The 25872-nt window shown below is 28.0% G+C and carries 27 protein-coding genes; 17 read left to right on the forward strand and 10 right to left on the reverse strand.

Going from position 1 to position 25872, the window contains the following annotated elements; all coding sequences use genetic code 11:
* The first annotated feature begins 17 nt into the window (after positions 1 to 17).
* The 3 genes from D3Z07_RS13815 (at position 18) to D3Z07_RS01090 (ending at position 1841) form a co-directional block, all read left to right on the forward strand.
* Complete coding sequence (locus D3Z07_RS13815) at positions 18 to 170, forward strand: hypothetical protein (RefSeq protein ID WP_164707179.1); 153 nt, start codon at positions 18 to 20, stop codon at positions 168 to 170.
* Positions 171 to 468: 298 nt separating this feature from the next.
* On the forward strand, positions 469 to 1527 hold the full coding sequence (locus D3Z07_RS01085; protein ID WP_122892855.1) for a PQQ-dependent sugar dehydrogenase: 1059 nt from the start codon (positions 469 to 471) through the stop codon (positions 1525 to 1527).
* Positions 1528 to 1565: 38 nt separating this feature from the next.
* Positions 1566 to 1841 carry a hypothetical protein gene (locus D3Z07_RS01090; RefSeq protein WP_076087305.1) on the forward strand — a complete coding sequence of 92 codons (276 nt, stop codon included), beginning with the start codon at positions 1566 to 1568 and terminating at the stop codon, positions 1839 to 1841.
* On the opposite strand, the gene D3Z07_RS01095 is transcribed toward D3Z07_RS01090, so the two are convergent.
* Complete coding sequence (locus tag D3Z07_RS01095; RefSeq protein ID WP_122892856.1) at positions 1838 to 2221, reverse strand: hypothetical protein; 384 nt, start codon at positions 2219 to 2221, stop codon at positions 1838 to 1840. The two genes, D3Z07_RS01090 and D3Z07_RS01095, sit on opposite strands and share 4 nt — an antisense overlap.
* 99 nt (positions 2222 to 2320) lie before the next feature.
* On the opposite strand from D3Z07_RS01095, the gene D3Z07_RS01100 reads away from it, so the two are divergent.
* Entirely contained in the window at positions 2321 to 2734 is a 414-nt protein-coding gene (locus tag D3Z07_RS01100; protein WP_122892857.1) for a hypothetical protein, read from the forward strand.
* A gap of 10 nt (positions 2735 to 2744) precedes the next feature.
* Here the strand turns inward: D3Z07_RS01100 and D3Z07_RS01105 are convergent, their stop codons facing one another.
* A complete protein-coding gene (locus D3Z07_RS01105) occupies positions 2745 to 4316 on the reverse strand; it encodes a SagB family peptide dehydrogenase (protein ID WP_122892858.1) in 1572 nt (523 codons plus the stop codon).
* Positions 4317 to 4381: 65 nt separating this feature from the next.
* Here D3Z07_RS01105 and D3Z07_RS01110 point away from each other — a divergent pair, with 65 nt between their 5' ends.
* Genes D3Z07_RS01110 through D3Z07_RS01130 form a run of 5 tightly spaced genes read left to right on the forward strand, consistent with a single transcriptional unit; the run spans position 4382 to position 7371 of the window.
* Positions 4382 to 5086, forward strand: coding sequence for an alpha/beta fold hydrolase (locus D3Z07_RS01110; RefSeq protein WP_122892859.1), 705 nt, complete (start codon positions 4382 to 4384; stop codon positions 5084 to 5086).
* Entirely contained in the window at positions 5074 to 6312 is a 1239-nt protein-coding gene (locus D3Z07_RS01115) for a glycosyltransferase (RefSeq protein ID WP_206423291.1), read from the forward strand. Before D3Z07_RS01110 ends, D3Z07_RS01115 begins: the two co-directional genes overlap by 13 nt.
* Before the next feature lie 24 nt (positions 6313 to 6336).
* Complete coding sequence (locus D3Z07_RS01120) at positions 6337 to 6531, forward strand: hypothetical protein (RefSeq protein WP_076087295.1); 195 nt, start codon at positions 6337 to 6339, stop codon at positions 6529 to 6531.
* Entirely contained in the window at positions 6518 to 6862 is a 345-nt protein-coding gene (locus tag D3Z07_RS01125; RefSeq protein WP_122892860.1) for a cupin domain-containing protein, read from the forward strand. The genes D3Z07_RS01120 and D3Z07_RS01125 overlap by 14 nt, the downstream gene beginning before the upstream one ends.
* An 11-nt stretch (positions 6863 to 6873) precedes the next feature.
* Complete coding sequence (locus tag D3Z07_RS01130) at positions 6874 to 7371, forward strand: adenylyltransferase/cytidyltransferase family protein (RefSeq protein WP_083657220.1); 498 nt, start codon at positions 6874 to 6876, stop codon at positions 7369 to 7371.
* Here the strand turns inward: D3Z07_RS01130 and D3Z07_RS01135 are convergent.
* Positions 7358 to 7708, reverse strand: a complete 351-nt coding sequence (locus tag D3Z07_RS01135) for a hypothetical protein (protein ID WP_228200560.1) — start codon at positions 7706 to 7708, stop codon at positions 7358 to 7360. The two genes, D3Z07_RS01130 and D3Z07_RS01135, sit on opposite strands and share 14 nt — an antisense overlap.
* Positions 7709 to 7902: 194 nt before the next feature.
* On the opposite strand from D3Z07_RS01135, the gene D3Z07_RS01140 reads away from it, so the two are divergent.
* Positions 7903 to 9132 (forward strand): DEAD/DEAH box helicase, encoded by a 1230-nt coding sequence (locus D3Z07_RS01140; RefSeq protein ID WP_076087291.1) that lies wholly within the window; start codon positions 7903 to 7905, stop codon positions 9130 to 9132.
* A 9-nt stretch (positions 9133 to 9141) separates the two neighbouring features.
* On the opposite strand, the gene D3Z07_RS01145 is transcribed toward D3Z07_RS01140, so the two are convergent.
* From D3Z07_RS01145 to hemP, 3 genes are all read right to left on the reverse strand, one after another.
* Positions 9142 to 10269, reverse strand: a complete 1128-nt coding sequence (locus tag D3Z07_RS01145; protein ID WP_076087288.1) for a PepSY-associated TM helix domain-containing protein — start codon at positions 10267 to 10269, stop codon at positions 9142 to 9144.
* 20 nt (positions 10270 to 10289) lie between these two features.
* Positions 10290 to 12461 carry a TonB-dependent receptor domain-containing protein gene (locus tag D3Z07_RS01150; RefSeq protein WP_122892861.1) on the reverse strand — a complete coding sequence of 724 codons (2172 nt, stop codon included), beginning with the start codon at positions 12459 to 12461 and terminating at the stop codon, positions 10290 to 10292.
* Between the two features lie 92 nt (positions 12462 to 12553).
* Positions 12554 to 12685 carry a hemin uptake protein HemP gene (gene hemP / locus D3Z07_RS01155; RefSeq protein ID WP_076087282.1) on the reverse strand — a complete coding sequence of 44 codons (132 nt, stop codon included), beginning with the start codon at positions 12683 to 12685 and terminating at the stop codon, positions 12554 to 12556.
* 173 nt (positions 12686 to 12858) lie between these two features.
* Between hemP and D3Z07_RS01160 the strand changes: the two genes are divergently transcribed.
* From D3Z07_RS01160 to D3Z07_RS01170, 3 genes are read left to right on the forward strand one after another with little or no spacing between them, the layout of a single operon-like run.
* Positions 12859 to 13617, forward strand: a complete 759-nt coding sequence (locus tag D3Z07_RS01160; protein ID WP_122892862.1) for an energy transducer TonB — start codon at positions 12859 to 12861, stop codon at positions 13615 to 13617.
* Between the two features lie 5 nt (positions 13618 to 13622).
* Positions 13623 to 14132: a MotA/TolQ/ExbB proton channel family protein gene (locus tag D3Z07_RS01165; RefSeq protein WP_083657216.1), complete on the forward strand. Its 510-nt coding sequence runs from the start codon at positions 13623 to 13625 to the stop codon at positions 14130 to 14132.
* Complete coding sequence (locus D3Z07_RS01170; protein ID WP_076087280.1) at positions 14129 to 14518, forward strand: ExbD/TolR family protein; 390 nt, start codon at positions 14129 to 14131, stop codon at positions 14516 to 14518. Before D3Z07_RS01165 ends, D3Z07_RS01170 begins: the two co-directional genes overlap by 4 nt.
* A gap of 8 nt (positions 14519 to 14526) precedes the next feature.
* Here D3Z07_RS01170 and D3Z07_RS01175 read toward each other — a convergent pair whose 3' ends face one another.
* Entirely contained in the window at positions 14527 to 14811 is a 285-nt protein-coding gene (locus D3Z07_RS01175) for a peptidylprolyl isomerase (RefSeq protein WP_076087278.1), read from the reverse strand.
* A 90-nt stretch (positions 14812 to 14901) separates the two neighbouring features.
* Here D3Z07_RS01175 and D3Z07_RS01180 point away from each other — a divergent pair, with 90 nt between their 5' ends.
* Positions 14902 to 15189 carry a hypothetical protein gene (locus D3Z07_RS01180; protein ID WP_076087276.1) on the forward strand — a complete coding sequence of 96 codons (288 nt, stop codon included), beginning with the start codon at positions 14902 to 14904 and terminating at the stop codon, positions 15187 to 15189.
* 20 nt (positions 15190 to 15209) lie between these two features.
* On the opposite strand, the gene D3Z07_RS01185 is transcribed toward D3Z07_RS01180, so the two are convergent.
* The gene (locus tag D3Z07_RS01185; protein ID WP_076087274.1) at positions 15210 to 16373 is read right to left on the reverse strand and encodes a multiheme c-type cytochrome; all 1164 of its coding nucleotides are present in this window, start codon (positions 16371 to 16373) and stop codon (positions 15210 to 15212) included.
* A gap of 208 nt (positions 16374 to 16581) precedes the next feature.
* Between D3Z07_RS01185 and D3Z07_RS01190 the strand changes: the two genes are divergently transcribed.
* Positions 16582 to 17277: a DUF1826 domain-containing protein gene (locus tag D3Z07_RS01190; RefSeq protein WP_122892863.1), complete on the forward strand. Its 696-nt coding sequence runs from the start codon at positions 16582 to 16584 to the stop codon at positions 17275 to 17277.
* Between the two features lie 357 nt (positions 17278 to 17634).
* Here the strand turns inward: D3Z07_RS01190 and D3Z07_RS01195 are convergent, their stop codons facing one another.
* Positions 17635 to 18615, reverse strand: a complete 981-nt coding sequence (locus D3Z07_RS01195; protein WP_122892864.1) for an Lcl C-terminal domain-containing protein — start codon at positions 18613 to 18615, stop codon at positions 17635 to 17637.
* A 276-nt stretch (positions 18616 to 18891) separates the two neighbouring features.
* On the opposite strand from D3Z07_RS01195, the gene D3Z07_RS01200 reads away from it, so the two are divergent.
* Both D3Z07_RS01200 and D3Z07_RS01205 read left to right on the forward strand, forming a co-directional pair.
* Positions 18892 to 19776, forward strand: a complete 885-nt coding sequence (locus tag D3Z07_RS01200; protein WP_122892865.1) for a hypothetical protein — start codon at positions 18892 to 18894, stop codon at positions 19774 to 19776.
* Between the two features lie 217 nt (positions 19777 to 19993).
* Positions 19994 to 24262 carry a bacteriohemerythrin gene (locus D3Z07_RS01205; RefSeq protein ID WP_122892866.1) on the forward strand — a complete coding sequence of 1423 codons (4269 nt, stop codon included), beginning with the start codon at positions 19994 to 19996 and terminating at the stop codon, positions 24260 to 24262.
* Between the two features lie 128 nt (positions 24263 to 24390).
* Here the strand turns inward: D3Z07_RS01205 and D3Z07_RS01210 are convergent, their stop codons facing one another.
* On the reverse strand, positions 24391 to 25764 hold the full coding sequence (locus D3Z07_RS01210) for a dihydrolipoyl dehydrogenase family protein (RefSeq protein ID WP_122892867.1): 1374 nt from the start codon (positions 25762 to 25764) through the stop codon (positions 24391 to 24393).
* Positions 25765 to 25872 lie beyond the last annotated feature (108 nt).

The raw sequence follows: 25872 nt of genomic DNA on the forward strand, positions 1-25872 counted from the left end.
AAAAAACAGGATTGATAATGGCTAAAGTTAATTATAATTATGAAAAACGCGCACGTGAATTAGAAAAGCAAAAGAAAAAAGAAGAAAAACGAAAGAAAAAAGAAGCTTTAAAAAATGCTGATACAAAAGATGAAACTGAAGAAGAATCTTCAAGCTCTGATTCCGAATAAATAAGTTTTGATGTCAGAATAACTAACCTTATTTTCTGACACCTTTAAAAAAATAGTTAAATTTTATTATTTAGAATTTTTCTTAGCTTTTTTCTCAGCTCTTTTTTCTTTTAATGATTTTGTAGAAGCTGTTTTTGTAGCTTTTTGAACGTCTTTACCTTTTGCCATAATATTTCCTTTCTTCAAATTTATATATCAGTATATCCTAAAATATGTTCATCCATATGTTGTTCTAAAATTAAATTGTATATTAATTTTTTATAGTGTTATAATATACTAAATATTTTTAGGAGAGATTATGCGAGCACTATTTTTTATATTATTAACTATTGTCCCTATATTTGCACAAATGCAAGTTACAAATATAGCCTCAAACCTTGGAGTTGTATGGGGAATGACTTTTTTAGATGAGAATAAATTACTTATTTCACAAAAAAATGGAAAGATAATTTTAATAAATTTAAAAACAAATGAAAAATTAAATATTAAAAATGTTCCAAAGGTTTTATATTCAGGACAGGGTGGATTACTTGATATTCAAAATAAAGATGGCTGGATTTATTTTACTTATTCAAAAAATGTAGATGGTTTTGGGGCAACTGCATTGGCAAGAGCAAAACTAAAAGCTGATAGTTTAGTTGATATAAAAGATTTATTAGTAACAAAATCAAGCTCAAGTGCTTCTCATCATTTTGGAAGTAGAATAACTTTTGATGATAAAGGGCACTTGTTTTTCTCAATTGGAGATAGAGGAAATAGAGATAATGGTCAGGATTTAAAAACTCATGCAGGTTCTATTTTAAGACTTAATCTTGATGGTTCAATTCCAAAAGATAATCCTTTTGTAAATAATGCTAATGCCTTAGATGAAATATATTCTTATGGGCATAGAAATCCACAAGGGCTCTTTTTTGATATGAATAGTAAAAAACTATATTCAAATGAACATGGACCAAGAGGTGGTGATGAGATTAATGTTATAAAAAAAGGTGCTAACTATGGTTGGCCAATTGTTTCAAAAGGAAAAGAGTACTGGAATCCAATGTATGTAGGAGAATATCGTAGTAATAAAAATTATGTAGACAGTATTAAAGCTTTTATTCCTTCAATTGCACCTAGTTCTTTAATTTCATATAGTGGAAAAAAATATAAAAATTTAAAAGGAAATTTATTTTCTGGAGCTTTAAAACTCCAACATCTAAATCAAATAGTTTTAGATAAAAACGATAAAGTAATAAAAGAAAATAGACTTTTTAATAATTTAAATGAAAGAATTAGAAATGTAGTTGAATCTCCAAATGCAGATATATATATTTCAACTGATAGTGGAAATATATATTTAGTGAATTTAAATTAAATTTGTTATAATGCAAAAATAAAAATCAAAGGTATCTAATGAGCGTAATTTTCGAAGCAAAAATAAAATGTAATGGACAAAACCCACATGATTGGTTTATTGATTTAACTGACACAGTAATAGATAAAACACAAAGATGTAATGACTTAGAGGAGTTTTCTAAAACAATCGAAGAGTTTGGTTTATCTTATGGTGGTCGAATAGACGAAGTAAAATGGTCACAAGATGAAGATGTTACAGCAGAACAATACTCAGAAATAAACGCAGGTATGAGAAAATATCAAGAAGAATTTGATAAAAAAGCTAGTGTCTAAATAGACCTAGCTTTGTAATTCTTATAATAATTAATAGTTTCCATTAACAAGTAGGCTATTAAACCCATTACCCAATATAAAAACCATAAGCTAATCATTCCAATAAAACCATCTTCACTAATATAATCAATTACTTGAAATATCAAAAAAAACATAATAGTACTTTTCAAAGATATTGCATTATTTTTATTAAAATCAATTAACTCTTTTCCTTTGAGTTTAATCTTAAAATATAATAGTAATAAAGTAATAGGGATCAAAGCTAAGACAAATAAATACTCATTCTTTATTAATTCTATTGTTTTATCTTGTCCAAATATAAAAAGATAAGTTGCTATGATGATAAGGAGTGTAAATATAAATAGATTTCGTGAATTCATTAATAATTTCCTGATTTTTTTGTGATTCTAGCTAATTATAGATTAATAATTAAAGAATATTCTTCTATAATTTATTAAATAAGTAAAAGAAGGAAACAAATGAAAAATATTATAATTGCAGCTTCTGCTATCATAACTTTAACAGGATGTACAAGTTCAAAAACTAATTATATATCGACTAAAAATGTTAATTTAGTAACAAAGAATATTCAAGGAACTTGGATTGGAAAAGCAAAGCAATTCAATAATAATGTAACATGGTCAGTAAAAGTAAATATCGAAAACAATAATTATACAGTTTCTTATCCCTCTTTAAATTGTGGTGGTATTTTAACTCTTCTGGACTCTTCAAAAACACAAGTAAAATTTAGAGAAAATATAACTTATGGTAAAAGTAAATGTATAGATAATGGTATTTTAACTCTTTCAACAACTAGTAATAATAATGCAGAGTATAAATGGTATTATGAAAATGGTAAGTTTGGAGCGTTAGGATTAATGACAAAAAAATAAGAGAAAACTCTTATCTTTTTGTATATGGATCTTTTGTAGTTAATCTACTATCAATTAAACCTCGACCAATTGTAAAATGATAAAGCGATTGGAAGTGATTTGTCTTAAGTCCAATTGTTCCATGTAAAATATCATCTAAGAAACACCCAATTCCTGTTGCTGATAATTGTAATGATGTTGTTTCTAAATATAACTGTTGTCCAATAGCTCCACATTCCCAATATAATTGTTTATATTTTGAAGGTCCATGTTTTTCAAGTGGATTCATAAACTCACATAACATTCCTAAAGAAAATGCTCCGTGACTTGCAATATCTTGGTCACAAGAAATTGCTTTTGCTAAAAATTTAAAATTTCCCTCTTCTAATTTATATAATTCTCCTGCATTTGTATCAACTGTTTCCCAAAGAAATTCTTCTTTTAATAAACTTTGTAATTGTTCTTTATGTTCTTTATTTCGTACTAATATATAAAGACCAGCATCTAATTCTTCAACACTATGTATAAACATAACTAAATGAACAGATGAATCATGAGATTTAATAGATCCAATAATAGTTTCAAACTCTTTTTTAGTAATAGTGCAATCATCTTTATTCATAACTTGAGCAGAACGTCTTTTTAAAACGACATCTTTTGCAGTAAATGATGGCTGTCTATATGGGTTTTCTTCATATTTTGTATTTGTAAAAGCTTTAATTTCTAAATCATCACTAAGTGTTGAGTTTTCAATCTTTTCTAAAATATCCCATTTGTGCCAAGAAAGACTAAGTTGATTTGCTTTTCCTTCATATTCTTCTTGAAGTTTACTTTGTATTTCATCAAGGTTAATATCTTTTGTATCAATATTTGAATCATCAAAAGATACAAGTATTAACATATCAGCTAATTCTCGCTCTTCTTTTATATATCTATGCTTTTGATCTAAACCTAAAAACTTTTCAAGTTGTGAATCTTTTACATTTAATACTTCTATTTTCCATCCTAAAATTGATGCAGAAACTTCTAAAGCTTTTAAAGCATGCCCACAATCTAGTTGTGTATATCTCCAAGACCGCTCACCATATTTCCAAGCTTCTCTCCAAACAATAGAAGAAAGAGAAACTAAAAAAGTGTTTTTAGGTATTGGAAGTTCTTTTGCACTGGATAGTTGTTCTAATTCGTGATTTTTAGGAGAGTAGTGATGTAAACCATCAACAAGGCCTTGAATGTCATTTGAAAGTATGTATGCTTCACTTGGTTGTAAGTTACCACTTGAGGCATTACATCTTAAAGCCCAAGATTGTGTTTCATATTCTTTAATAGCTGCAAGTCCTAGTGAGAACTGAAAAAATTGTGATATAGCTTCTATACATAAAGGAGCACATAATGACTTATCTTTTGGCTTTTGAAAAATTTGTGAGTATTCTAAAGTATTATTGTCAAAAGATAATGGTAGTTTTGTAGTTTTTGTATCTAAATATATTCGATAAGGATCTGGTTGCGTTGCCCAATCCATATAACCTAAAGACCTTGCGTATCTTTGTTGCGAGTGTTTTGTTTCATTGTGATAGGTATAAACCATTTGTAAATTATTATTCATTTGATATGTTAGCTAATCATAATTAATAAACCATTAAATTAAAAAACTTTAGATATTATACGCGTATGAAAGAAAAAATATATTTAATTCCCGGACTTATGACTGATGTTAGACTATGGAGTAGAATCATACCTTTTTTAGATGAGTATGAATTAGTACATGTTCCAATTCCTCATAGTAGTGACTTTGATGAAGTACTTGATATGTTAGAAGCTAGCTTTAAAGAAGAGAAAATAAACTTATTAGGTTTCTCTCTTGGAGGTTATATTGCATCATATTTTGCTGTTACATACCCAAACAGAGTAAATAAGCTATTTATGGTAGCAGCAACTCCTGGAGCTTCTGAAGAAGCTGAGATTGAAAGAAGAAGAGAAAAGTTTGCTGTAATAGAAAAAGAGGGCTTTAAAGGCTTAGCTTATGAAAAAGCTATAAGTTTAGTAGAAAAACAAAATCAAAATGATGTTGAGTTAATAACTACTATTCAAGATATGTTTATGGATTTAGGAAAAGAGACTTTTATTTCTCAACTAACTTCTACGTTTAATAGAGTTGATTTACTTGAAGACCTAGTTAGACTAAGTGTTGGTCTGAATTTACCTATATGGTTTTATTATAGTGATAAGGACAGATTATTAAATCACAAATCAATAGCAAAATTAAAAACATTAAAGCATAATATAAAGCTAATAAGTAGAGAAGGAACTAGTCATAATGTTCCACTTGAAGTACCAAAAGATTTAAGTATAGAAATAAAAAAATGGATGAAATGAAAAAACTTTTAGTAATAGGTTATGTATGGCCTGAACCAAAATCTTCAGCAGCTGGAAGTCATATTATGTCTATTATGAGGCTATTTAAAGAAGATGGCTATAAAGTTGAGTTTTGTACTCCTTGTGCTCATTCAATTCATATGATTGATTTAGAAAAAGAGGGGATAAGTTCCTCTTCTATTGAATTAAATGATGATAGCTTTGATGAGTATGTAAAACAGTTTAATCCAAGTCATGTACTTTTTGATAGATTTATGATGGAAGAGCAGTTTGCTTGGAGAGTTGAAAAAAATTGTCCGAAGGCTTTAAAGATATTAGATACTGAAGACTTACAATGTTTACGAAATGCAAGACACCAAGCTTTAAAAGAAAATAGAGATATGACTAATGCTGATTTATTATCATCTGATTTAGCAAAAAGAGAAATCTCTGCAATTTTAAGATGTGATATTTCTTTGATTATTTCTTCTTTTGAAATGCAATTATTAAAAGATACTTTTAAAATTGATGAAAGTTTACTTCATCATTTACCTTTTATGGTAGATTTAGAAGAACTTCCTAAAGTTGCAAAATCATACGTACAACGTGAACACTTTATGACTATTGGAAACTTTAGACATGCTCCAAATTGGGATGTAGTTTTATATTTACAAAAAATATGGCCAATGATAAGAAAAGAACTTCCAAAAGCACAACTTCATATTTATGGTTCATACCCACCACAAAAAGCAACAGCTTTAAATAATCCTAAAACAGGATTTTTAGTAAAAGGTTGGGCCAATGATGCTTATGAAGTTATAGAAAACTCACGTGTATGTTTAGCCCCTATTAGATTTGGTGCAGGAATAAAAGGAAAACTTTTAGATGCAATGATTACTCAAACTCCAAGTGCTACAACAAGTGTCGGAAGTGAAGGCATGTATGAAAATGAAAAATGGCCTGGATTTATAAGTGATGATATAGAAGAGTTTGTAAACAAAGCTGTTGAATTATATAATGATGAAAATAAATGGAATGAAGCAAAACAAAACTCACATATTTTATTAAAAGCAAAATATGATAAAAAAGTATTAGGAAAAGCTTTATTAAAAAAAGTTGATGAGGTATATTCTAATATTAATGAGCATAGGATAAATAACTTCACAGGCTCAATGCTTCGTCATCATAGTATGGCAAGTACAAAATATATGTCTCAGTGGATTGCCCAAAAGAATAAAACAAAATAGCTAAAATAAATATAGGAAGAAAAAATGAATAGAGTATATATGACAAAAGAAAGATTTGAAGAAGAGTTAAAAAAAGGACAAATGTCACATAAAACTTATGAAGAGTATAAAGCTTCAGTTGATAAAGTTTATGATGAATTAGAAAATGTAAATGATGAAGCTATTTATGATGAAGATGTAGATAAATCTTCTAGTAAAGAGATTAATGCAAGTAAGTAAACCTGTAAAAATCAAGCAAAAAAGTTGGGGACGTGAAATCTGGCTTCATAATTCTAATAAGTATTGCGGAAAAATATTAGTAATAAAAGCAAATAAATCTTCATCGTTACATTATCATAAATTAAAAGATGAAACTTTTTATATTCAAGAAGGAAGAATTTTAGTGAAAATTGTTTCAAAAGATGAACAAATAGAAGAATTAGAAATGAGCAAAGGAGATGTTTTAGATATTCCAAAAGGAACAAAACATCAAATTATTGGAATTGCAGAAGAATCAGAAATATTTGAAGTATCAACACAGCACTTTGATGATGATTCTATTTATGTTTAAGTGAAATTATTATGGAAGAATTAGCGAAAATTTTAAGCTTTGATGAGTTTGATAAAATCAAAGCTAACTTAGGTTCAATTATTTGTACCTCAGGTGGTTTTGACCCAATTCATTTTGGTCATATTTCATGTTTTCAAGAATCAAAAAAATACGGCGATACTTTAGTTGTAATTGTAAATGGCGATAGCTTTTTAGAAGAGAAAAAAGGCAAAGCTTTTATGAGTCTAGAACAAAGGTGTTTGATTGTTTCATCTATTAAAAATGTTGATTATGTAATTCCTTTTGAAATTAAAAATGATTCTACTGTAATAGAAGCACTAGAGAGAATAAAACCTAGCTTTTTTACTAAAGGTGGTGATAGATATGATGAAAAAACTATTGCCGAATGGGATATTTGTAAAAAATTAAATATAAAAATTATTACAAATGTAGGAAATGAGAAAAAAGAAACAAGCAGTTCAAATTACTTGAACGCTTGGAGTTGTGTAAATACAATTACAAATACATAACTTGTGAAATAAATATAATTAAGACTACACATAAAAATGGAAACACATGTGATGTAAATACAAAGGGTTGTATTTTAAAAAACTTTTGATTGAAGCCTCTAATTCCTAACCATAATCCAAAAAATGCTTTTATACTTAACATTATTTGAAAACTATTTAAGCCATCTTCACTAATTGGTCCAAAAACTTGAATAATTAAATATATACCAGTTCCTACTGCAACGAATAATGACCACGGTACAACTTTACGTACATGCATCATAAATGCTTCTCTTGCTTTTGCATTTTCTTCTTCGTTTAATGTTTGTGACATTTTAGATAAAAATAAATTATCCATAAATAAAAAACCACCATAAATAAATACTGCGAAAAAATGTATTAAATGTATAATTGAAAAAGTGATAATAAATCCTTTTGTTTTTGTGAAATATACAAAAAAATATAATAGATTGCATTGATTAAAATCAAAGAAACCTTTACCAAAGGCAAAAAATCTTAAAATGCGTTTATAAAATAAAAGGATAATAATATATGATATTTCAAGAGTTTAATTTAAATGAAAAAATAGAAGAAGCACTAAAAGAAAACTCATATATAAACGCAACGCCAATACAAGAAAAAGTAATACCTCTAGTTTTACAAGCAGATGATATTATTGCACGGGCACAAACTGGAAGTGGAAAAACAGCTGCTTTTGTTTTACCTATTTTAAATCACTATTTATTAAATGAAAAAGAGGGTAAAGCAAAAATAAGAACACTAGTTTTAGCTCCTACAAGAGAACTTACTTTACAAATAGCAGATATTTTTAAAACTTTTAGTTCAAAATTTGATAAAACTTTAAAAATTGTAAGTGTAATTGGAGGACAAAGTATTGGTGAACAACTTTTAGATATACAAAAAGGTTGTGATATTGTTGTTGCAACTGCTGGAAGATTACTTGATATTGTTGATAAAAAACAAATTAATTTAGAAAATTTAGAATTTTTTGTTTTAGATGAAGCTGATAAAATGCTTGATTTAGGTTTTGCAGAAGAATTAGAATTAATTTTAAAACAATTACCAAATAAAAGACAAAATTTACTATTCTCAGCTACTTATCCACAAAAAATGAAACAAATAGCTTCAATGATTACAAGAAATGCTATTGAAGTTTCAATTCAAAATGAGCAGCCAACGGTTGAACTAATTGAACAAAGAGCTATTGAAGTAAATATGGAAAATAGAAATGCTTTATTAAGACAATTGATTTCTTCTAACTCTTGGGAACAAGTATTGGTTTTTATGGCTAATAATAGAGCAGCAAATAACATAGCAGCAAAATTTAGAAAATACAACTTCGATGCTGAGTCTTTTCATGGAGATTTATCTCAAGAAGATAGAGAATATACATTAAAAGAATTCAAAGAGAAAAAAATCAAAATTCTTTTTTCTTCAGATATTGCAGCAAGAGGTTTAGATATTGATAATATCTCTTGTGTTATTAATTTTGATTTACCTCGTTCCCCTGCTGATTATATTCACAGAATTGGAAGAAGTGGAAGAGCAGGGCGAGAGGGTTTAGCAATTTCATTTATTACTTTAGAAAATAGTGAACATTTTAAACTAATAGAAAAACGTGCAAAAATTAAACTTGAAAGAGAACAAATAAAAGGGTTTGAATTAGTAGGAACTGTTATTGAAAAAGAAAAAGGAAAAGCTCCTATAAAAGGAAAAAGAAAAAGTAAGAAAGATAAATTAAGAGAACAAACTAAAGAGTAAAATTACTCTTTAGTTTGATTTTTTCTTTCTTCTTTGGAAATACATCATAAATCCAGTAATTGTAAATAGTGCCATAGTTGATGAGGCTAATAACATCAATATTTGACCAATTCTTCCAAAATACTCACCTGTATGAACCTGTATCATACTTTTAAGAAGTTTTTCTTCTAAAGGTTGTTTAGAAAACTCTTCATGTTTTACAATTGTATTATTTTTTAAATCTAAAGAAATCTCATTTCTTGCTCTATAGTGTTGTGGTTCTTTTTTAAGATAATTTAATGTAAAAACATCTTTTTTAGCTTCAAACTTTAAACTAGCACTTGAATAATTTGTTATATTTTCTTTAAATAAATCAAATACATTTTGTATTTTTTGTGATGATAAGTCTTCTTTTTGTCTATTTTGTACCATATTAAGTACAGCATTTTTCATTGAATGCTTTTTATGAGATTTTTTTTCAACTCCTGCACTATTGTAAAGAATATCACTAAACCAATGATAAGACAAAGATAATCCTGTTATTGTAGATACTAGATAAAATGGAAGTACCCACATTCCAAGGGCGCTATGCATAGTAGATAAAAAACTTCTACCTTTATGTTTAAATTTAAAAGTAAAGCTTTTGAAAAATGCTTTTTTCAATCTTGGGAAATAAACTACAACACCACTTAACATTAAAACTAATAGTAATAAAGTACTTGCACCTACAATTTGTTTTCCAACATCACCTACAATTAGTCCTCTATGAATTTTTTCAATAAATTTAAATGTTTTTGCACCTTCTACATTTGGTAAAATCTCAGAATTATAAGGATTAATATAATAATTAATACCTCTTCTTCCTGCTTTTCCTTTTGCATTTGATGCGATATTTATTACAACAGAAGAACTTGGATCACTATTTATTGTTAAAGCTTTGATTTTAGCTTTAGGAAATTTTGAGTTAAAGTTATCAATAATTTGTTTTTCACTTAATCTCTCTCCTATAACTTCAACTACATAACTATCTTTATTAAATAACCATATAATCTCTTTTTGAAAAGATAATAAAGTTCCTGTAATTCCTATAATCATAAGAATAATTCCCACTGTTAAACCTAGGTATAAATGTATTTTAAACCATATTTTTTTATGCATGTATTAAAATTCCTTAATTTTTAGAATGTTACATTCATACTTAACCAAAATTCTCTTCTTTTTTGAGCTAAGTTATAATCATCAATAACATCATCTTCATATGACGAATAAGTAGTGCCCGTAAAATCTTTATCAAATAAATTATTGATTGCACCGTTAAATGTTACATTTTTAGATAGTTTATAAGATCCACCTAAATTAAACATTTGGAAGTCATCATAGTATTTTATAGCTTCACCTTCGTCAGAATCTCTCCATCTACCTTTTTCACCAGACATTTTAAGGAATGTATCAAGTTTAGAATTAACCTGCCAAGCTACTATCACACTATATAAATGTTCTGCGTTTGAACCTAAAGGGTTTCCTGTATCATCTCTTTTTGAATCTGTATATGTATAGTTAGCTTTTAAAGCTAAATTATTTGTAATATTGTATTTTCCAGCGATTTCAATACCTTTTATAACTGCATCACCAATATTTTGTTTTTGACCAGCAATTACACCAAACCCAGTCCATTCATCAGGTACGTCTACACTAATATCAGTTCTTTCGATTTTATCCTTAAAATCATTTTGGAATAATGTCACATTAAAATTATGGCCATTTTCATGAGAATAATATGCAGCAATTTCTTTATTCAAACTTTTTTCTGGTTTTAAATCAGGATTTCCAAACCAAGGTCTAGTTCCTTGTCCTCCAAAACCAGTAACTCCATCATAAAGATCTGTTGTAGCAGGTGTTTTATAACCAGTTGAAACACCACCTTTAAATGTCCAGTTATCATTTAAATCATAAATTGCATAAGCTCTTGGACTTACATTACTACCAAAAGCATCATGATTATCATATCTAAGACCTGTTGTAAATGTAAAGTTATCTGTAATCATCCATGTATCTTCTGTAAATAATGCCCATTGATTATAATCACTTACAATTCCAGCTTCTGTTACAGCATTTTCTGACATTCCAAATACACCATCTTCAACTTCACCTTGAACATATTGAGCACCTACAACTACAAAATGATTTGCTAAAGGCATTTCAAACTTTGCATCATAAGTAGTGTTTTGAGATTTTAATGTTCTTGGTCCTCTTGGCAATAATGCTGCAAACTCTGCATTAGCTAGTGCTTCATCAACACTTTGCCAATCTTCTCCATTACCATCTGTATTATCTGCAACAAATTTTCTTTGTGAAGCGTTTAAAGGTAAACTTCTTCCAAAGTTATTTGATTCAATATGATGGGCACCTATTGTACTTTTTCCTAAATCCCAATCTGCTTGATATGAAATAGAGTATTGTTCTCTTTCCATTCTTTGAGTTTCGGCATATCCAACTCTTTGTGTATCAAAAATAGTTTCATATGAGTCAATTGTTCCAACCTGTCCTTCACTGTTATCATATTTCTGTTTTGAAATATCATAATCAACCCTGATTGTATGCTTATCATTAGGAGTAAATGTTAAACCAGTACCGAATGACCAATTTTGATTGTCCATAGTTTGCCCGGCACCACCAAAACCACTATCATCATTTACAGGTTTAGATTCTTCTTTATCATAATAGCTTCCTCTTAAGCTTAAACCTAGTTTATCTTTTACAAGTGGACCCATTAAAGAAATATCAGAAGTAGTATCATTTCCAAACTCACTTTGACTTTGGAAAGTTTTACCATGAGTAAAAGATCCTGTCCATTCATTAGAGATTTTTTTAGTGATAATATTTACAATACCACCCATAGCATCTGCACCATAAAGTGTAGACATTGGACCTCTAATTATTTCAATTCTCTCTATCATTTCAAGTGGTGGTAAATTTGCACTTTGGAATCCACCAAAATTATTTGGATAGATATCACCATTGTTGTTTTGTTTCTTACCATCAACCATAATAAGTGTATAATCAGAACCCATCCCTCTAATACTAATGCTTCCTTGTCCTGATTTATCTCTAGTTTCACCAATATCAACACCTTCGATATCTTTTACGGCATCAAGTAAGTTTGTATATGGTTTTTTTTGTAAATCTTCTTTTGATACAACAGAAATACTAGCAGGCGCGTCTGCTAATTTTTGTTCATATCCAGCAGCAGAACTAACTGTAATATCATCTAGTAAACTGTTTTCATTTGCACTTAATGAAATATTAGCCACTAATAATGCTGCAACACTTTTTGCAATTGTTATTTTCATTTTTTTCCTTAGTTAATAATTATTTTAAATTGAAATTGTGGCTGGCTATTTGTCTTGGAGAATTGTAAGATTATTGCTTGCTATATATTTTTTTATTTTGTTAAAATTAATTTGTTCGCTTTTGTTACTCTTAATTGATACTCTTGTCCATCATGAACAATAGTAATAATTTTTGACCGATTAAATATTTCTTTGCTATGAATTTTTTTTTCATTTACTTTCATTAGACTTCCATTGTTTTTTTTATTAATTGTTAACAAAATGTTAATCGGATATTAACAAAGCTATTCTTAAATTTAAATAAAAATGATAATTGTTATCATTAGTCTTTGGGAAATTTTTTAAATTTAATTATCAATTAAGATAATTGTTATCAATATTGTAATAAGATTCGCAAATGGAAAATAAAAAAAGCTTTTTAATCATTTTAATTCTTGTAGTTTCAACACACATTTATCTTTTTGCGCAGTTAAAAGTAAAAGAAGAAAAAATTGTAATAGCACCTAAACCTACTAATAATAACGTACAAATAAAATTAAATAAAGTTGTTATTAAAAAACAAGAAGTAAAACCTGAACCAGTAGTAGAAGAAAAACAAAAAGTTATTAAAAAAGAAATTATAAAGAAAAAACTTACTAAAACTAAAAGCAAGAATATGATTAAGAAAGAAAAAAAACGTTATAAGAAAAAGAAAAAAGTTGTCAAAAAAAAGATAATTAAGAAAAAAGTTGTTAAAAAAACTATAAAAGATATTCCAAAAGAAAAACCAAAAGAAGTTTATAAAGAAGTTGTTAAACCTCAAACTATTAGTCCAAAAGTAAAGAAAAAAGAAAAAGAGATAAACAAAAAAGTACTTAATTCTATAACAAATGAGTATCTATTAAAAGTAAAAAGATTAATAGAAAAAAATAAGAAATATCCTAAATCTGCAAAAAGATTAAAACAAATGGGAAAAGTTTATCTTAGTTTTACAATAGGGAGAAATGGAGAAATCAGAAATGTAAAAATTTCTAAAAGTAGTAAATACAAAAGATTGAATAAAGCTACTTTAAAAATATTATCAAATATAAAAAAATTCGACCCAATCCCAAAAGAATTAAAAAAATCAACTTGGGATATAACAGTTCCTGTAGTTTATAAAATAGTAAGGAGTTAAAATAAATGGAAATAGATTTATTAAGTTATATAAATAGAGGTGGGATTATTGTATATGTCCTTATTTTTTTGAATGTAATTGGTTTTACAATAATGTTTTGGAAGATTATACAACTTTCATTTTCAAAGTTTAGAAAAGAAAAAACTATCAATGAAATTATAGATTTTGTAAAAGAATCAAACAAAGATTTACAAAAAGAATCCATTGATAATATTATTAATAGAAAAATAAAAAAAATGGAATTTGGATTAAATACTGTTAAAATTATTGCTTCAATTGCACCTTTACTAGGTTTATTAGGAACAGTTGTTGGTGTATTAAACTCTTTTGATTCTATTACAAAAAGTGGGCTAGGGGATCCTAGTATTTTTTCAAATGGAATATCAATTGCACTTATTACAACAGTTGCAGGTCTTATTGTTGCTATTCCTCATTATATAGGTTATAACTATATTTATGGAATATTAGATTCAATTGAACTTAAACTTCAAAAAGAGGTTTTAAAAAGATTATGAAAAAAAGAGAAATATTAGTACCTGATATCACTCCATTAATAGATGTTGTTTTTATTTTATTGATATTTTTTATTGTTTCATCAGTATTCAAAAAAGATGAATTAGCATTAGTTTTAAATCTTCCTACATCAAGTGCAAAAGAGATTGAATTAAAGAAAAAAGAAATAATTATTGAAATAAGTGAAAAGAAATTAGCTGTTTACGGTAAAGAAATTTCTTTAGATGAGTTACATGAAAAAATGTTTGAAATAGAAGACAAAACAAGAAATATAATATTTAGAATTGATAAAGATGTAAGATATGAAAAAGTTGTAGCAGTACTTGATTTATTACAAAAAAATCAGCTATTCAATATATCCTTACTCACAGAAGATATTAAAAAATAGATAATTTTTTAATATCTTGAAGTAATTTCTATTAAATGAAAACCAAACTGTGTTTTAACAGGTCCATGAACTCTTAGTAATTCTTTTGAAAAAACTACATCATCAAACTCTTTAACCATATCACCTTTTGAAAATGTCCCTAAATGACCACCTCTTTTTCCTGAAGAGCATTTAGAAAACTTTTTAGCAGCTTTTTCAAATGTAATATCATTTTGTATTATCTCTTTTTTTAATTTCTTTGCTAGTTTTTCAGTATTTACTAAAATATGTCTTGCAGTTGCACTTTTAGCCATTAAAATCCTTTTTATTGTGTCTTTGTGCAGATTTTATCATGTTTTTATAAATTTAACATATAATACATTAGAAAAAATTAGGGATAAAAAATGAAAAATGAAGAAGTAAAAAAAGAGTTTGCCAAAGTTATATTAAATGCAAAAATAGTTGCATTTTTGTTTTTTATACTTTTAACACCAAATATTGTGATGAAAGTAAAAGGTTTAACAGAAATATTTGGACAAAGTGAACAAACATGGTTTAATGCTGCTATTGCAGGTTTTGTATTGTATTTAGGGTTTACTATTTTTCTATGGAAATGCCCAAAATGTGGAAAATTTCCTGGTCGAGGATGGTTTAGAAAAGAGTGTGCATCATGTGGAGTTGAATTATCATAATTCAACTCTTTTTCTTTTAATTATTGTGCTTTATAAAATTCACTTTTTAAAACATTAAAAGTTGTACTTTCTTTATGGTTTTCAAGTTTTAGTTTTTTTAGTACTTTTGGATTTACTTTGTAATATCCAAAAACAACTTCTACTGTATTTGAGCTATCTAATTTGTAATCAAAAGTTAAAACTCTTTTTTCTTTAGCTTTAATCATTGTATTTTTTACTTCACTATTCGCAAGCCAAGGCATAGTTGCTTTTCCATCTTTTCCAATTATTCTTACAAAACTTCTTTCTTCTTTTTTTATAACTTTACTATCTTTAAGTATTGATATTTTCAACATAGCAACTCTAAGAGGTTGTAAAAATAAGTTATGTGTAGCTTCATTTTTAATTGATACTTCAAAATTACTAAGATTTTGTTTAAAATCAATTTTTATATACTTTGCTAATAAATCTTGATTATTTGTAGAACTTGAAAATCCATGAAATCTGTGAGTCTTTGTAATTTTTATAGAAGTTGCACTTCCTTCGACTTTAGGCATATGACATGAGATACAATTTTTTTCTTCCTTTATATCAACAGCTTTCATATCAACTTCACATAGATTGAAACTATTATTATTTTGAAGTTTATTATGACATCCCATACACATTTTACCTGTGTAGTAGTCTTTATTTGAATAATCAATATGATGAAAAGGAGAACCGGATTTTTTCTTCATCATTCCAAACATTGATGATTCATTTTTAAACTTTTTATCTTTTAATTTTTTATTTTCTTCATTAGCTGAATAATAAACTTTGTTTTTGTCTGTTAATTTATTGTCATTAACTTTTGAATGTTCCTCAATATTTTTAATACTATGACAATATACACATGAAATAGCTTCTTGTGTTTGTACTTCATTTTTAATAGGAAGGGCTTTTTTATCATTTTTTAGATTATTTAAAAGCTCTAGGTCTGTTGGTGTATGACACTTTGCACAAGTATATTTTTCATCTTTTTTATTTGGATGTAAATTCCATACAGCTTTGTGAATAGGGTCTTCATGTATTGATGATTTTCTATGTGATGAGTTATAGAACTCTGAATAAATAGTAGGATGACAAGCTTTACAAGTATTGCTTTTTATATAATCATTTGCATTTAATTCTAAAATAAGAAAAATGACTAATAGAAATATTTTCAATTTTTATCCTTTTGTTTTTTAAAGTATAATTAAAATAAAAAGATAAAAAAATGATATTCATCAATTATAAGTTAGTCTTATAACTTTATATCTCTTTTAGGAACATATTATTTTATTGATTTAAAGTACTGCAACTAAGTTGCATTTAAATAATTTATATTATAATTCTAAAATTAAATGCGACAAAGTTGCATAAAAGGGAAGAATAATGCTGAATGAAAAGAATTTCAATTTTGCTGGTCAATCTATTAGCTCCAAACCTTTTGAAACAATGCCTGTAGCCTATGGATATAGGGCGCAGGATAATAATCCAACGGTTTTTGGTGATATCTATCAATCAGATATCAATATAGCTATTTGGCAGCGTAAGTTATCTACGGCTTTGCAAAATTCAGTGAAAACGTTTTTGGAATTAAATCCTACATTTGAAAAAAAAATGATCTTAACTCCACAAGACGCACTCTCACGTGTTAGCGAATCTTTTAATAACAATATGACCGAAGTGAGCGAAGATATTGCCAATCTTGTGGATATGTTTTGTTATTTATTTGAACTTAAACAAGCTGCCATGTGCTTGAATGTTTTAGATCAAGCGATGTGCCCTAAGTTTCATGTTGATAGAGTGCCTTGCCGCCTTGTGACAACTTATCAAAGTATAGCCTCAGAATGGCTACCACACGAGGTGATTGATCACACAAAACTAGGGTGGGGTAGTAATGGCTTGCCTGATAGTGAATCGGGTCTTTACCAAAGTGAAAGTGATATCCAGCAACTAAGTTGTGGCGATGTTGCATTACTCAAAGGTACACTTTGGGAAGGCAATGAAAATACAGGCTTAGTCCACCGTTCACCTGTAGTTCCAGACAATGAAAAGCGTTTGATATTAACGCTGGATTTTAATTGATAAGTGCCTAATTATCGTAGTTTATTTAAGGAAGCTAACAATCACATAGAGTTGAACTTGTTTTTAGAAATATTTACTTTTCATCACTTTGTGGTTCATCACGAACCAGTCTAACCCAATTTTTAATTGAAATATAATCACTTGCCATATCTGAAGCTAATTCATAATCAGCAGGTTTACCTATTTTGGGGTCACTTCTTTGCGCTCCAGCACCATGCCAATCAAAGTATTCTGTTGCTTTTGAATTCTTTTTACTCCAAGCTTGTGCAAATGATATATAAGCTCCTGTATATTTAAAATCCCCTTGAGTTGTGCTTGTCCAGAAATAATAAGCATCTTTTGGTGATTCAAATGATTTTAATGTAGTATTAAAAAACTCAGTATTAATAGCTGGAAAATCTTTTTTTCATAATCTACTAAACTTTGTAATTCTTTAGAATTTGGTAAACGCCAATCATTATATCCTGCAAGCTTAGATTTATTTGCATATTCAAGAGCCTCAATCCAGTTCATTTTCATACCACTATCATTTTTAGACCACATTAGAGAAGTTGATTTATCAGTTACTGTATTATCTTTATTGTCAATATATTCCATATCATATAGTGTAGTATTTCCTCTTACTGCTCGAACAAAACAACCAGGAACAAACATCCCATCACTATCTTTAATAGTAGTTCCATCAAAGAATTTACCAGTTTCATATGATTTTATGTGTCCATCAGAAAAGTTAAAACCAAATACACCTTGAAGTCCACCATTTTTAGTGAAATTTTGAACATCATTTTTTACATAAACTGTACTTGAATAAAATTGACCTGCAAATATCAACCTTTTATCATATTGATATTCAAAATAGTTAGTGTCAATATAAGGTGTGCTCTCTTTTCCACTCTCTGGTTTCATTAATTCACCATCAAAGTTTGCTAAAGAATAAAGCTCTTTTATTGATGGAATACGCCAATCATCATATCCTCCTAAAGTCATACCTTCTACATGTTTTTTTGATTCTTCAAGGTTACGTCGTGTAAAGTCGTGAGCTTTTTGCCATATAAGTCCTGTATTTAAATCAGTAATAGTTCCATCACCATTATCATGATAACTTAATTTTACACCTTTAATAGAAGCATCTTGTCCAGTGTAAAAACTAGATTTTGATGCATTTAGTACTTCACCTTTTGTATCGTATTGCTTTGATTGACCAGTATCTGGTAAATGAACATTTTTTACACTAGTGATTTTTTCAACTTGAACACTTGATTGTGTTGTTGTACAACCAGTAAATAATGCTAAAGAAATGACTGTTGCTAATGAAAATAGTTTTTTAGATTTATTCATGATATTTTCCTTTTTATCATCTGTTTATTTATCATTTTATTCTAGTTTTTTTAGTTTCCTTGAATGCTATATGAAATTTAACATCATTAGTCTTAAAATATACTTTCCTTGGAAGCCTTATTAATAAAAATCTAAAGATTACTTGCTACAATTAATTTATGAAAAAGAAAATACTAGACTCATTTTATGCTTTTGAAGAAGCAAAACTAGAAAATAATAGTTAAAATATTTGTTAATTATAGTTTAATTACAATAAAAAAATTTAAGGAAATTACAATGAAAATAAGACACATATCATTGATATCAATATTATGTTTAACATCTTTACTTGCTTTTGCAAATGATTCAAGTACAGCATATATAATAAAAGGAAAAGCACAAGTGCAAACAGAAAATTTATTTACTTGTGAAAATGGTCGTTCAAGAACATCACCAATAGGTATTCATACTCTTAATGAAAAAGAGTTTACAGTACCAGGAAAAGTGCAATATGATAAAAAATACTTTGCTAGTGACTTATATAATGAATGTTCTAATGTAAAGCCAAAATCTTTAGCCCAAGTTGACTTATCATCTGTTCCTGTAGCTCAAATTGATGAAGATGGGGAAGTTGTTACAGCTTATATATTTGCAGATAATTATTTTGAATTATTTATCAATGATAAATTAGTAGGTGTTGATTCTGTTCCTTTTACACCTTTTAACTCTAGTATTGTAAAATTTAAAGTTAAAAGACCATACGAAATTGCAATTAAAGTTGTTGATTGGGAAGAAAACTCTGGTTTAGGTAGTGAAAGTAATAGAGGTAAAGCTTTTCATCCTGGTGATGGTGGATTAATTGCTAGTTTTTCTGATGGAACTATTACAAATTCAAATTGGAAAGCTCAAACATTTTATACCTCTCCTATTTATGACTTAAGTTGTGTAAAAGAAGATGGAAATAAAAGAATAACAAAAAATTGTAATACAAAAGGATCGGATGAGTATGAAGAAACTTATTCGTTACATTGGGATATTCCTTTAAATTGGAAATCAAATGAAAAATATTTATCTTGGCCAAAAGCTGTAGAATATACAGAAGATGAAATTGGTGTTGATAATAAAAGATCATATATGAACTTCCAAGAACAATTTTCAGGCTCAGGTGCTTCATTTATCTGATCTAGTAATCTTATTTTAGATAATCTTATACTGTTTAGATATCAAGTTAAGTAGTTTTACTAAGAAAAAGCTTGTTCCAAAAAGACTTAAAATTTGGAGCATCTTTCAAAGGTACAGATTATGAAACTTCTACTAATATTTATTTCATTATTTTAATGCACATTTAAATAAAATATTGATATTCTAGTAATAATTTTAATATGTGAAGAGTTGATTAATGCAAAATATAGATATTTTTCCATGGGATAATCATTTTAATACTGGTATTGAAATTATTGATAATCAACACCGTAAACTTGTAATAATTTTGAATCGTCTTGCAACTATGCTTGCTTACCAATCAACAAATGATAAACTCAATGATATCTTAGATGAACTTATTGAATATACTGTATATCACTTTGAAACAGAAGAATCTATTTGGCATAAACATATGGATGATGATTCTACTAAAGTAGAGCATGAGGCTATTCATCAAAAGTTTATTGATACAATTTTAGAGTTAAAACAACAACAAAATATTAAACCTTTACATGAACTTGCTGATAGTACCTTAAAATTTTTAGCCAAATGGCTCGCATCACATATACTTGAAAGTGATCGTTATATGTCTCATGTAGTATTTGGCTTAGAAGAGGGCTTAAATATTGATGATGCAAAGAAGTATGCAAAAGATAAAATGAGTGGCTCAAGTAAAATTCTTATTGAGATTATTTTATCTATATATTCTACTTTATCTGAAAATACATTACACCTAATGCGTGAAATTAAAAATCATGCTATTTATGAAAACAAAATTTCATCTCAAGATAAATACCAAGAACTACTTATTGAACTTTCAACATCTTTTATTAACCTACCAATAGAACAAATTGATGATGCAATTGAAGACGCGTTAGGAAAAATGTCAAGCTTTGTAGGTGTTGATCGTGCTTATATATTTGACTATGATTTTGTAAATAAAACTTCTTCAAATATCTATGAATGGTGTGAAAAAGATATTCAACCACAAATTCAAGAGTTAAAAAATATTCCTATAGCTTTTATGAAAAATTGGCTTGAAATACACTCTAAAGGAGAACATATACTCATCCAAGATGTTCTTGCTCTTCCTGAAGGCCCAATAAGAGATATCTTAGTACCTCAAGATATTAAAAGTCTTGTTACTTTTCCACTTATGGAAAAAAATGTTTGTAAAGGATTTGTTGGTTTTGATGCAGTAAAGAAGCAGCATATTTTTACTGAAATTGAAATTTCTCTTTTACATTTGTTTAGTGAACTTTTAGTAAATGTTTCTCAAAGAAAAAAAACACAAGAATCACTTAGTCATGAACGAGGCTTCTTAAAAACACTTATCCAAGCAATTCCCGATTTGGTGTGGTTAAAAGACACTGATGGAATCTACATGGCCTGCAACAATCGCTTTGAGGATTTTTTTGGTGCAAAAGAATCAGAGATCGTAGGAAAAAGTGATTATGATTTTATTGAAAAATCTTTAGCTGACCTTTTTCGCAAGAATGATAAAAAAGTTATAGAAAGTGGAAAAGCAAGTGTAAATGAAGAGCAAGTTCCCTTTGCAATAGATGGACATAAAGAGATATTACATACTACAAAAGTACCTATATATGATGCCAATAGGAATATTATTGGTGTTTTAGGAGTAGGTCGTGATATTACAGATCTTAAACATACTCAAAAAGAGTTAGAAACAAAAGAGCATTATCAACGTGCATTATTAGATAATTTTCCTTTTCTTGTCTGGCTTAAAGATGATAAAGGAAGGTTTTTAGCTGTAAATAAACCTTTTTCGAATGCTTGTAACATTTCTTCATCAGATTACATTATAGGAAAAACTGATTATGATATTTGGCCAAAAGAGCTAGCTGAGTTGTATTCTAAAGATGATAAAAAAGTTCTTAACTCTAAAAAACCAATGAATGTTGAAGAACAAGTACAATCTAAGGAAGATATCTTATGGATGGAAACTTATAAATCTCCTGTTACTTTAGATGGTAATATTATAGGAAGTGTTGGCTTCTCTAGGGATATAACTGAAAAAAAAGAATTAGAAAAAAATCTCATTATGGAACGTGATCGTTTTGAAAGGTACTTACAAACAGTTGAAGCTATTATTATTTCCATGGATAAATCAGGGAAAATTATTCTTATTAATCGTAAAGGATGTGATCTTCTTGAGTATTCAGAAGAAGAATTGATAGGGAAGCAATGGTTTGATGTTTGTTTGCCTCAACCTATAGGAATGGAAGAAGTGTATCCAGTATTTTTGGATATTATGGCTGGAAATATGAAAGGGGCTGAGTACTTTGAAAATATAGTTAAATCAAAATCTGGAAAAGAATATCTTATTGCATGGCACAATACTTATCTCAGAGATGATAAAGGTCTTATTATTGGGACACTTAGTGCTGGAGAAAATATTACAATACGCAGAAAAGATGAAGATAAGTTACGTTTAGCTGCAAGTGTATTTTCAAATAGCCGTGAGGGAATTATAATTACATCAAGGGATAATAAAATTCTAAGAGTCAACAATGCCGTAGAAGGTATTACTGGATACTCTAAAGAAGAGTTAATAGGTAAAAATCCAAAAGTATTAAGCTCTGGCAAATATTCAAAAACATTCTATTCTGTTATGTGGGAAGCAATAAACACTCAAGGTTATTGGAGTGGTGAAGTAAGCAATAGAAATAAAAATGGAACAGTTTATATTGAGTTTTTGACAATTAGTGCTGTTAAAGATAGTGAGAATAATATTTCAAATTATGTTGCACTTTTCTCAGACATAACATCAACAAAAGAACAACAAAAAAGATTAGAATATATTGCTCATTATGATGCTCTTACTGGATTACCAAACCGTGTATTATTCTCAGATAGATTGAATCAAGCAATGGCGCAAACACGAAGAAATAAGTCTATGCTTGCGGTTGTATATATTGATTTAGATGGATTTAAAGAGATAAACGATCTATATGGACATGATCATGGTGATATTCTTTTGAGTACAATTTCATCGAGAATGAATGAAGTAACTCGTGATGGTGATACTATTTCACGAATTGGTGGAGATGAATTTGTATCTGTATTAATAGGTTTACAAAAACAAGAAGAATGTATACCAATGCTTAAACGTCTTTTGAGAACATCTTCTGAAGCAGTTCATCATAATGGTTTAACTATGAATGTGAGTGCTAGTATTGGAGTCTCTTTCTTTAGTTATAAAGATAATATAGATGCTGATCAACTTATACGTTATTCTGACCAAGCAATGTATCAAGCAAAGATTTTAGGTAAAAATAGATTTCATATATTTGATTCTATTGAGGATGCTAATATCAGAACTCATCATGAGAAGATTGAAAATATAAAAAATGCACTTTATAATAATGAGTTTGTACTTTATTATCAACCAAAAGTTAATATGAAAACTGGTGAAACAGTAGGTATGGAAGCACTTATAAGATGGGAAGATCCCCTTTATGGGATTAAAACACCAGAAGAATTTTTACCAATAGTGGATGGACATACTTTAAGTATAGAAATAGGAGAATGGGTACTTGAAGAGGCTATTAAGCATATCGAAGAATGGAAAAATCTAGGATTTAATTTTATTGTTAGTATCAACATAGGTGCGATGCATTTACTTCAAGGTAATGTGCTTGAGTATATTAAAACACTTCTTTTAAAATACCCTAAAGTTAATCCTAGTGATTTTAAACTAGAAATTCTTGAAACAAGTGCGTTAGAAGATATTACTCATGTTATTCAAGTGATGAAAGATTGTAACCAACTAGGTATATTATTTTCACTAGATGACTTTGGTACAGGTTATTCTTCTTTAACTTATCTAAAACGTCTTCCTGCTTCTGAGCTTAAAATAGATAGAAGTTTTGTACGTGATATGCTTCATGATACAGATGACTTAATTATTCTTAACGGTATAATTAATCTTGCAAATACATTTCAACGTGACGTTATAGCTGAAGGAGTTGAAAGTATTGAGCAAGGGTTTCTACTCTTACGTATGGGATGTGAAATTGCACAGGGTTATGTTATTGCCAAGCCTATGCCAATGAATGAGATAATAAATTGGATTAAAGAGTTTAAAGTAAATGAAAAATGGCTCAATTGTCAAGTTATGAATCGTGATGATACTTCTGTTTTATATGCTTTAGTAGAACATAATGAATGGATGAATAAATTTAATCTTTTTATTCAAGAAAAAACTTCAAATATTCCAGAACAAGATCATATTAAATGTAAACTAAACCAATGGCTTTTGGCTATGGATAAAAGCTCTATAATAGAAAGTCACAAGTTAAATACATTAAAAATACTTCATAAAGAACTGTATGAAAAAGCCAATATAATTATTGAAAGTAATAATCTAAATCATCTTAATAATGACATTGAAGAAGTAAGAAAAATACATAAAAAAATGCTAAATATTTTAGAAGAGATTTAAGTATCTTAGAGTTTTGGCTAAAAATTTATAGCAAACTATTTTTTGTGGAACAAGAAGCACTTATATTAGTTTTCCTTGTTCCACAAAGTCTTAATAGTTTTATCAAAAAATTATAATTAAGTAGATACTTATTTATCTTTTTTGTAAGCTTCAACCACTTTTACAGTATTAACAGCAGCTGGTAGTATTGCTTCATTTAATGCTGGATGAATATATAACATCTCTTTTAAATGTCTAATATCATTATCTAAATGCATAACTACTAATATTTGGTGCATCATAGTTGAACTTTCAGGACCTATTAAATGACATCCTAAAATCTCATAAGTATCAGGATTTATTATAAATTTTGTTCTAGGATATTTAAGTCTTGTAGACATTGCTTTTGCACTTGCTAGCCAATTTGTCGTTGATGTAACATATTTGATATTTAGCTCTTTTGCTTTTTGCTCAGTAATACCAACACTTGCAATTTCAGGTTCTGTAAATACAGCATGAGGCATGTATTTGAATTTTAAAGCTTTGCTCTCATTTTCAAATAAGAGTTTTCCTAAGTGATTTACTTCTTGTGCGGCTGCATGTTGTAACATGTGTTCTCCACTTGCATCACCTACTACATAAACACCTTTTGCATTTGTTTCAAAGAATTCATCTCTTTTTATATATCCTCTATCATTTACTTGTATATCTGTGTTTTGTAAATCTAGGCTATCTGTATTTGATTGTCTTCCTGTTGCATAAAGTAAAGCTTGTGATGAATGTTTTGATTTTTGATTTTCTTTGTTTATTAGTATTAAATTAAATTGCTTATCTTTATAATCAATTTCATCAATACTTGTATCAAATAAGATGTCAACATTTTTACTAAACTCTTCTTTAAAAATAGCAGAAATATCACTATCTTCATTACTTAATATTCTTTGACTCCTTACAAGTAGCTTTGTTTCTATTCCAACAGCTGAAAAGAAGTTTGCTAATTCACAAGCTATAAAACCAGAACCTACAATTGTAATAGATTTTGGAATTTCACCTTTTAAAGGAAAAATATCATCACTTGTCCAAGCTTTTTCATGTGGAGCTTTTATAGGTTTTGTTCCTGTAGCTATTACGATTTTAGGTGCAGTTAATTCTTCACCATTAACACTTACAATATTATTTGATACAAATTTTCCAGTTCCATAGATTACTTCAACATTTTCGTTAAATCTTTTTTTATAAGCAGGATCTATTTTAGAAATATAATTATTTGTTTCTTCAAATATCTTTTCTACATCAATTTTATTTATTGTTGAATCTATAAAGTGCCTATTTGATTCTTTAATAGCACGTGCAACATGTGCGTAGCCAATTAAAAGTTTTGAAGGAACACAACCTCTATTTGGACAAGTTCCACCAAATTTTGATTTCTCAATTATTGCAACTTTTTTCCCCATTTTAGAAGCACTTACAGCTAAGTTACTAGCACGTCCAGCTCCAATTATTATCAAATCAAATTTTTTCATATTGTTCCTTTATTATTAGTTCTATTATTATAATTAAAATATATTTACTATTTGTGTATTCATCATCTAACTTATAATTTCTTGAAAATATTGTATAATAATTAATAA

Origin of the sequence: Arcobacter peruensis (genome assembly GCF_003711085.1) — a bacterium.
Lineage (GTDB): Bacteria > Campylobacterota > Campylobacteria > Campylobacterales > Arcobacteraceae > Poseidonibacter > Poseidonibacter parvus.

Bases quoted from the DNA above. Each gene is read 5' to 3' on its own strand.
- D3Z07_RS01195 (WP_122892864.1), bottom strand. From the start codon at position 18,615: ATGAATAAATCTAAAAAACTATTTTCATTAGCAACAGTCATTTCTTTA.
- D3Z07_RS01175 (WP_076087278.1), bottom strand. From the start codon at position 14,811: ATGGCTAAAAGTGCAACTGCAAGACATATTTTAGTAAATACTGAAAAA.
- D3Z07_RS01180 (WP_076087276.1), top strand. From the start codon at position 14,902: ATGAAAAATGAAGAAGTAAAAAAAGAGTTTGCCAAAGTTATATTAAAT.
- D3Z07_RS01165 (WP_083657216.1), top strand. From the start codon at position 13,623: ATGGAAATAGATTTATTAAGTTATATAAATAGAGGTGGGATTATTGTA.
- D3Z07_RS01205 (WP_122892866.1), top strand. From the start codon at position 19,994: ATGCAAAATATAGATATTTTTCCATGGGATAATCATTTTAATACTGGT.
- D3Z07_RS01170 (WP_076087280.1), top strand. From the start codon at position 14,129: ATGAAAAAAAGAGAAATATTAGTACCTGATATCACTCCATTAATAGAT.
- D3Z07_RS01150 (WP_122892861.1), bottom strand. From the start codon at position 12,461: ATGAAAATAACAATTGCAAAAAGTGTTGCAGCATTATTAGTGGCTAAT.
- D3Z07_RS13815 (WP_164707179.1), top strand. From the start codon at position 18: ATGGCTAAAGTTAATTATAATTATGAAAAACGCGCACGTGAATTAGAA.
- D3Z07_RS01110 (WP_122892859.1), top strand. From the start codon at position 4,382: ATGAAAGAAAAAATATATTTAATTCCCGGACTTATGACTGATGTTAGA.
- D3Z07_RS01125 (WP_122892860.1), top strand. From the start codon at position 6,518: ATGCAAGTAAGTAAACCTGTAAAAATCAAGCAAAAAAGTTGGGGACGT.
- D3Z07_RS01135 (WP_228200560.1), bottom strand. From the start codon at position 7,708: ATGGATAATTTATTTTTATCTAAAATGTCACAAACATTAAACGAAGAA.
- D3Z07_RS01085 (WP_122892855.1), top strand. From the start codon at position 469: ATGCGAGCACTATTTTTTATATTATTAACTATTGTCCCTATATTTGCA.
- D3Z07_RS01140 (WP_076087291.1), top strand. From the start codon at position 7,903: ATGATATTTCAAGAGTTTAATTTAAATGAAAAAATAGAAGAAGCACTA.
- D3Z07_RS01210 (WP_122892867.1), bottom strand. From the start codon at position 25,764: ATGAAAAAATTTGATTTGATAATAATTGGAGCTGGACGTGCTAGTAAC.
- D3Z07_RS01190 (WP_122892863.1), top strand. From the start codon at position 16,582: ATGCTGAATGAAAAGAATTTCAATTTTGCTGGTCAATCTATTAGCTCC.
- D3Z07_RS01120 (WP_076087295.1), top strand. From the start codon at position 6,337: ATGAATAGAGTATATATGACAAAAGAAAGATTTGAAGAAGAGTTAAAA.
- D3Z07_RS01160 (WP_122892862.1), top strand. From the start codon at position 12,859: ATGGAAAATAAAAAAAGCTTTTTAATCATTTTAATTCTTGTAGTTTCA.
- D3Z07_RS01200 (WP_122892865.1), top strand. From the start codon at position 18,892: ATGAAAATAAGACACATATCATTGATATCAATATTATGTTTAACATCT.
- D3Z07_RS01105 (WP_122892858.1), bottom strand. From the start codon at position 4,316: ATGAATAATAATTTACAAATGGTTTATACCTATCACAATGAAACAAAA.
- D3Z07_RS01115 (WP_206423291.1), top strand. From the start codon at position 5,074: ATGGATGAAATGAAAAAACTTTTAGTAATAGGTTATGTATGGCCTGAA.
- D3Z07_RS01095 (WP_122892856.1), bottom strand. From the start codon at position 2,221: ATGAATTCACGAAATCTATTTATATTTACACTCCTTATCATCATAGCA.
- D3Z07_RS01130 (WP_083657220.1), top strand. From the start codon at position 6,874: ATGGAAGAATTAGCGAAAATTTTAAGCTTTGATGAGTTTGATAAAATC.
- D3Z07_RS01145 (WP_076087288.1), bottom strand. From the start codon at position 10,269: ATGCATAAAAAAATATGGTTTAAAATACATTTATACCTAGGTTTAACA.
- hemP (WP_076087282.1), bottom strand. From the start codon at position 12,685: ATGAAAGTAAATGAAAAAAAAATTCATAGCAAAGAAATATTTAATCGG.
- D3Z07_RS01090 (WP_076087305.1), top strand. From the start codon at position 1,566: ATGAGCGTAATTTTCGAAGCAAAAATAAAATGTAATGGACAAAACCCA.
- D3Z07_RS01100 (WP_122892857.1), top strand. From the start codon at position 2,321: ATGAAAAATATTATAATTGCAGCTTCTGCTATCATAACTTTAACAGGA.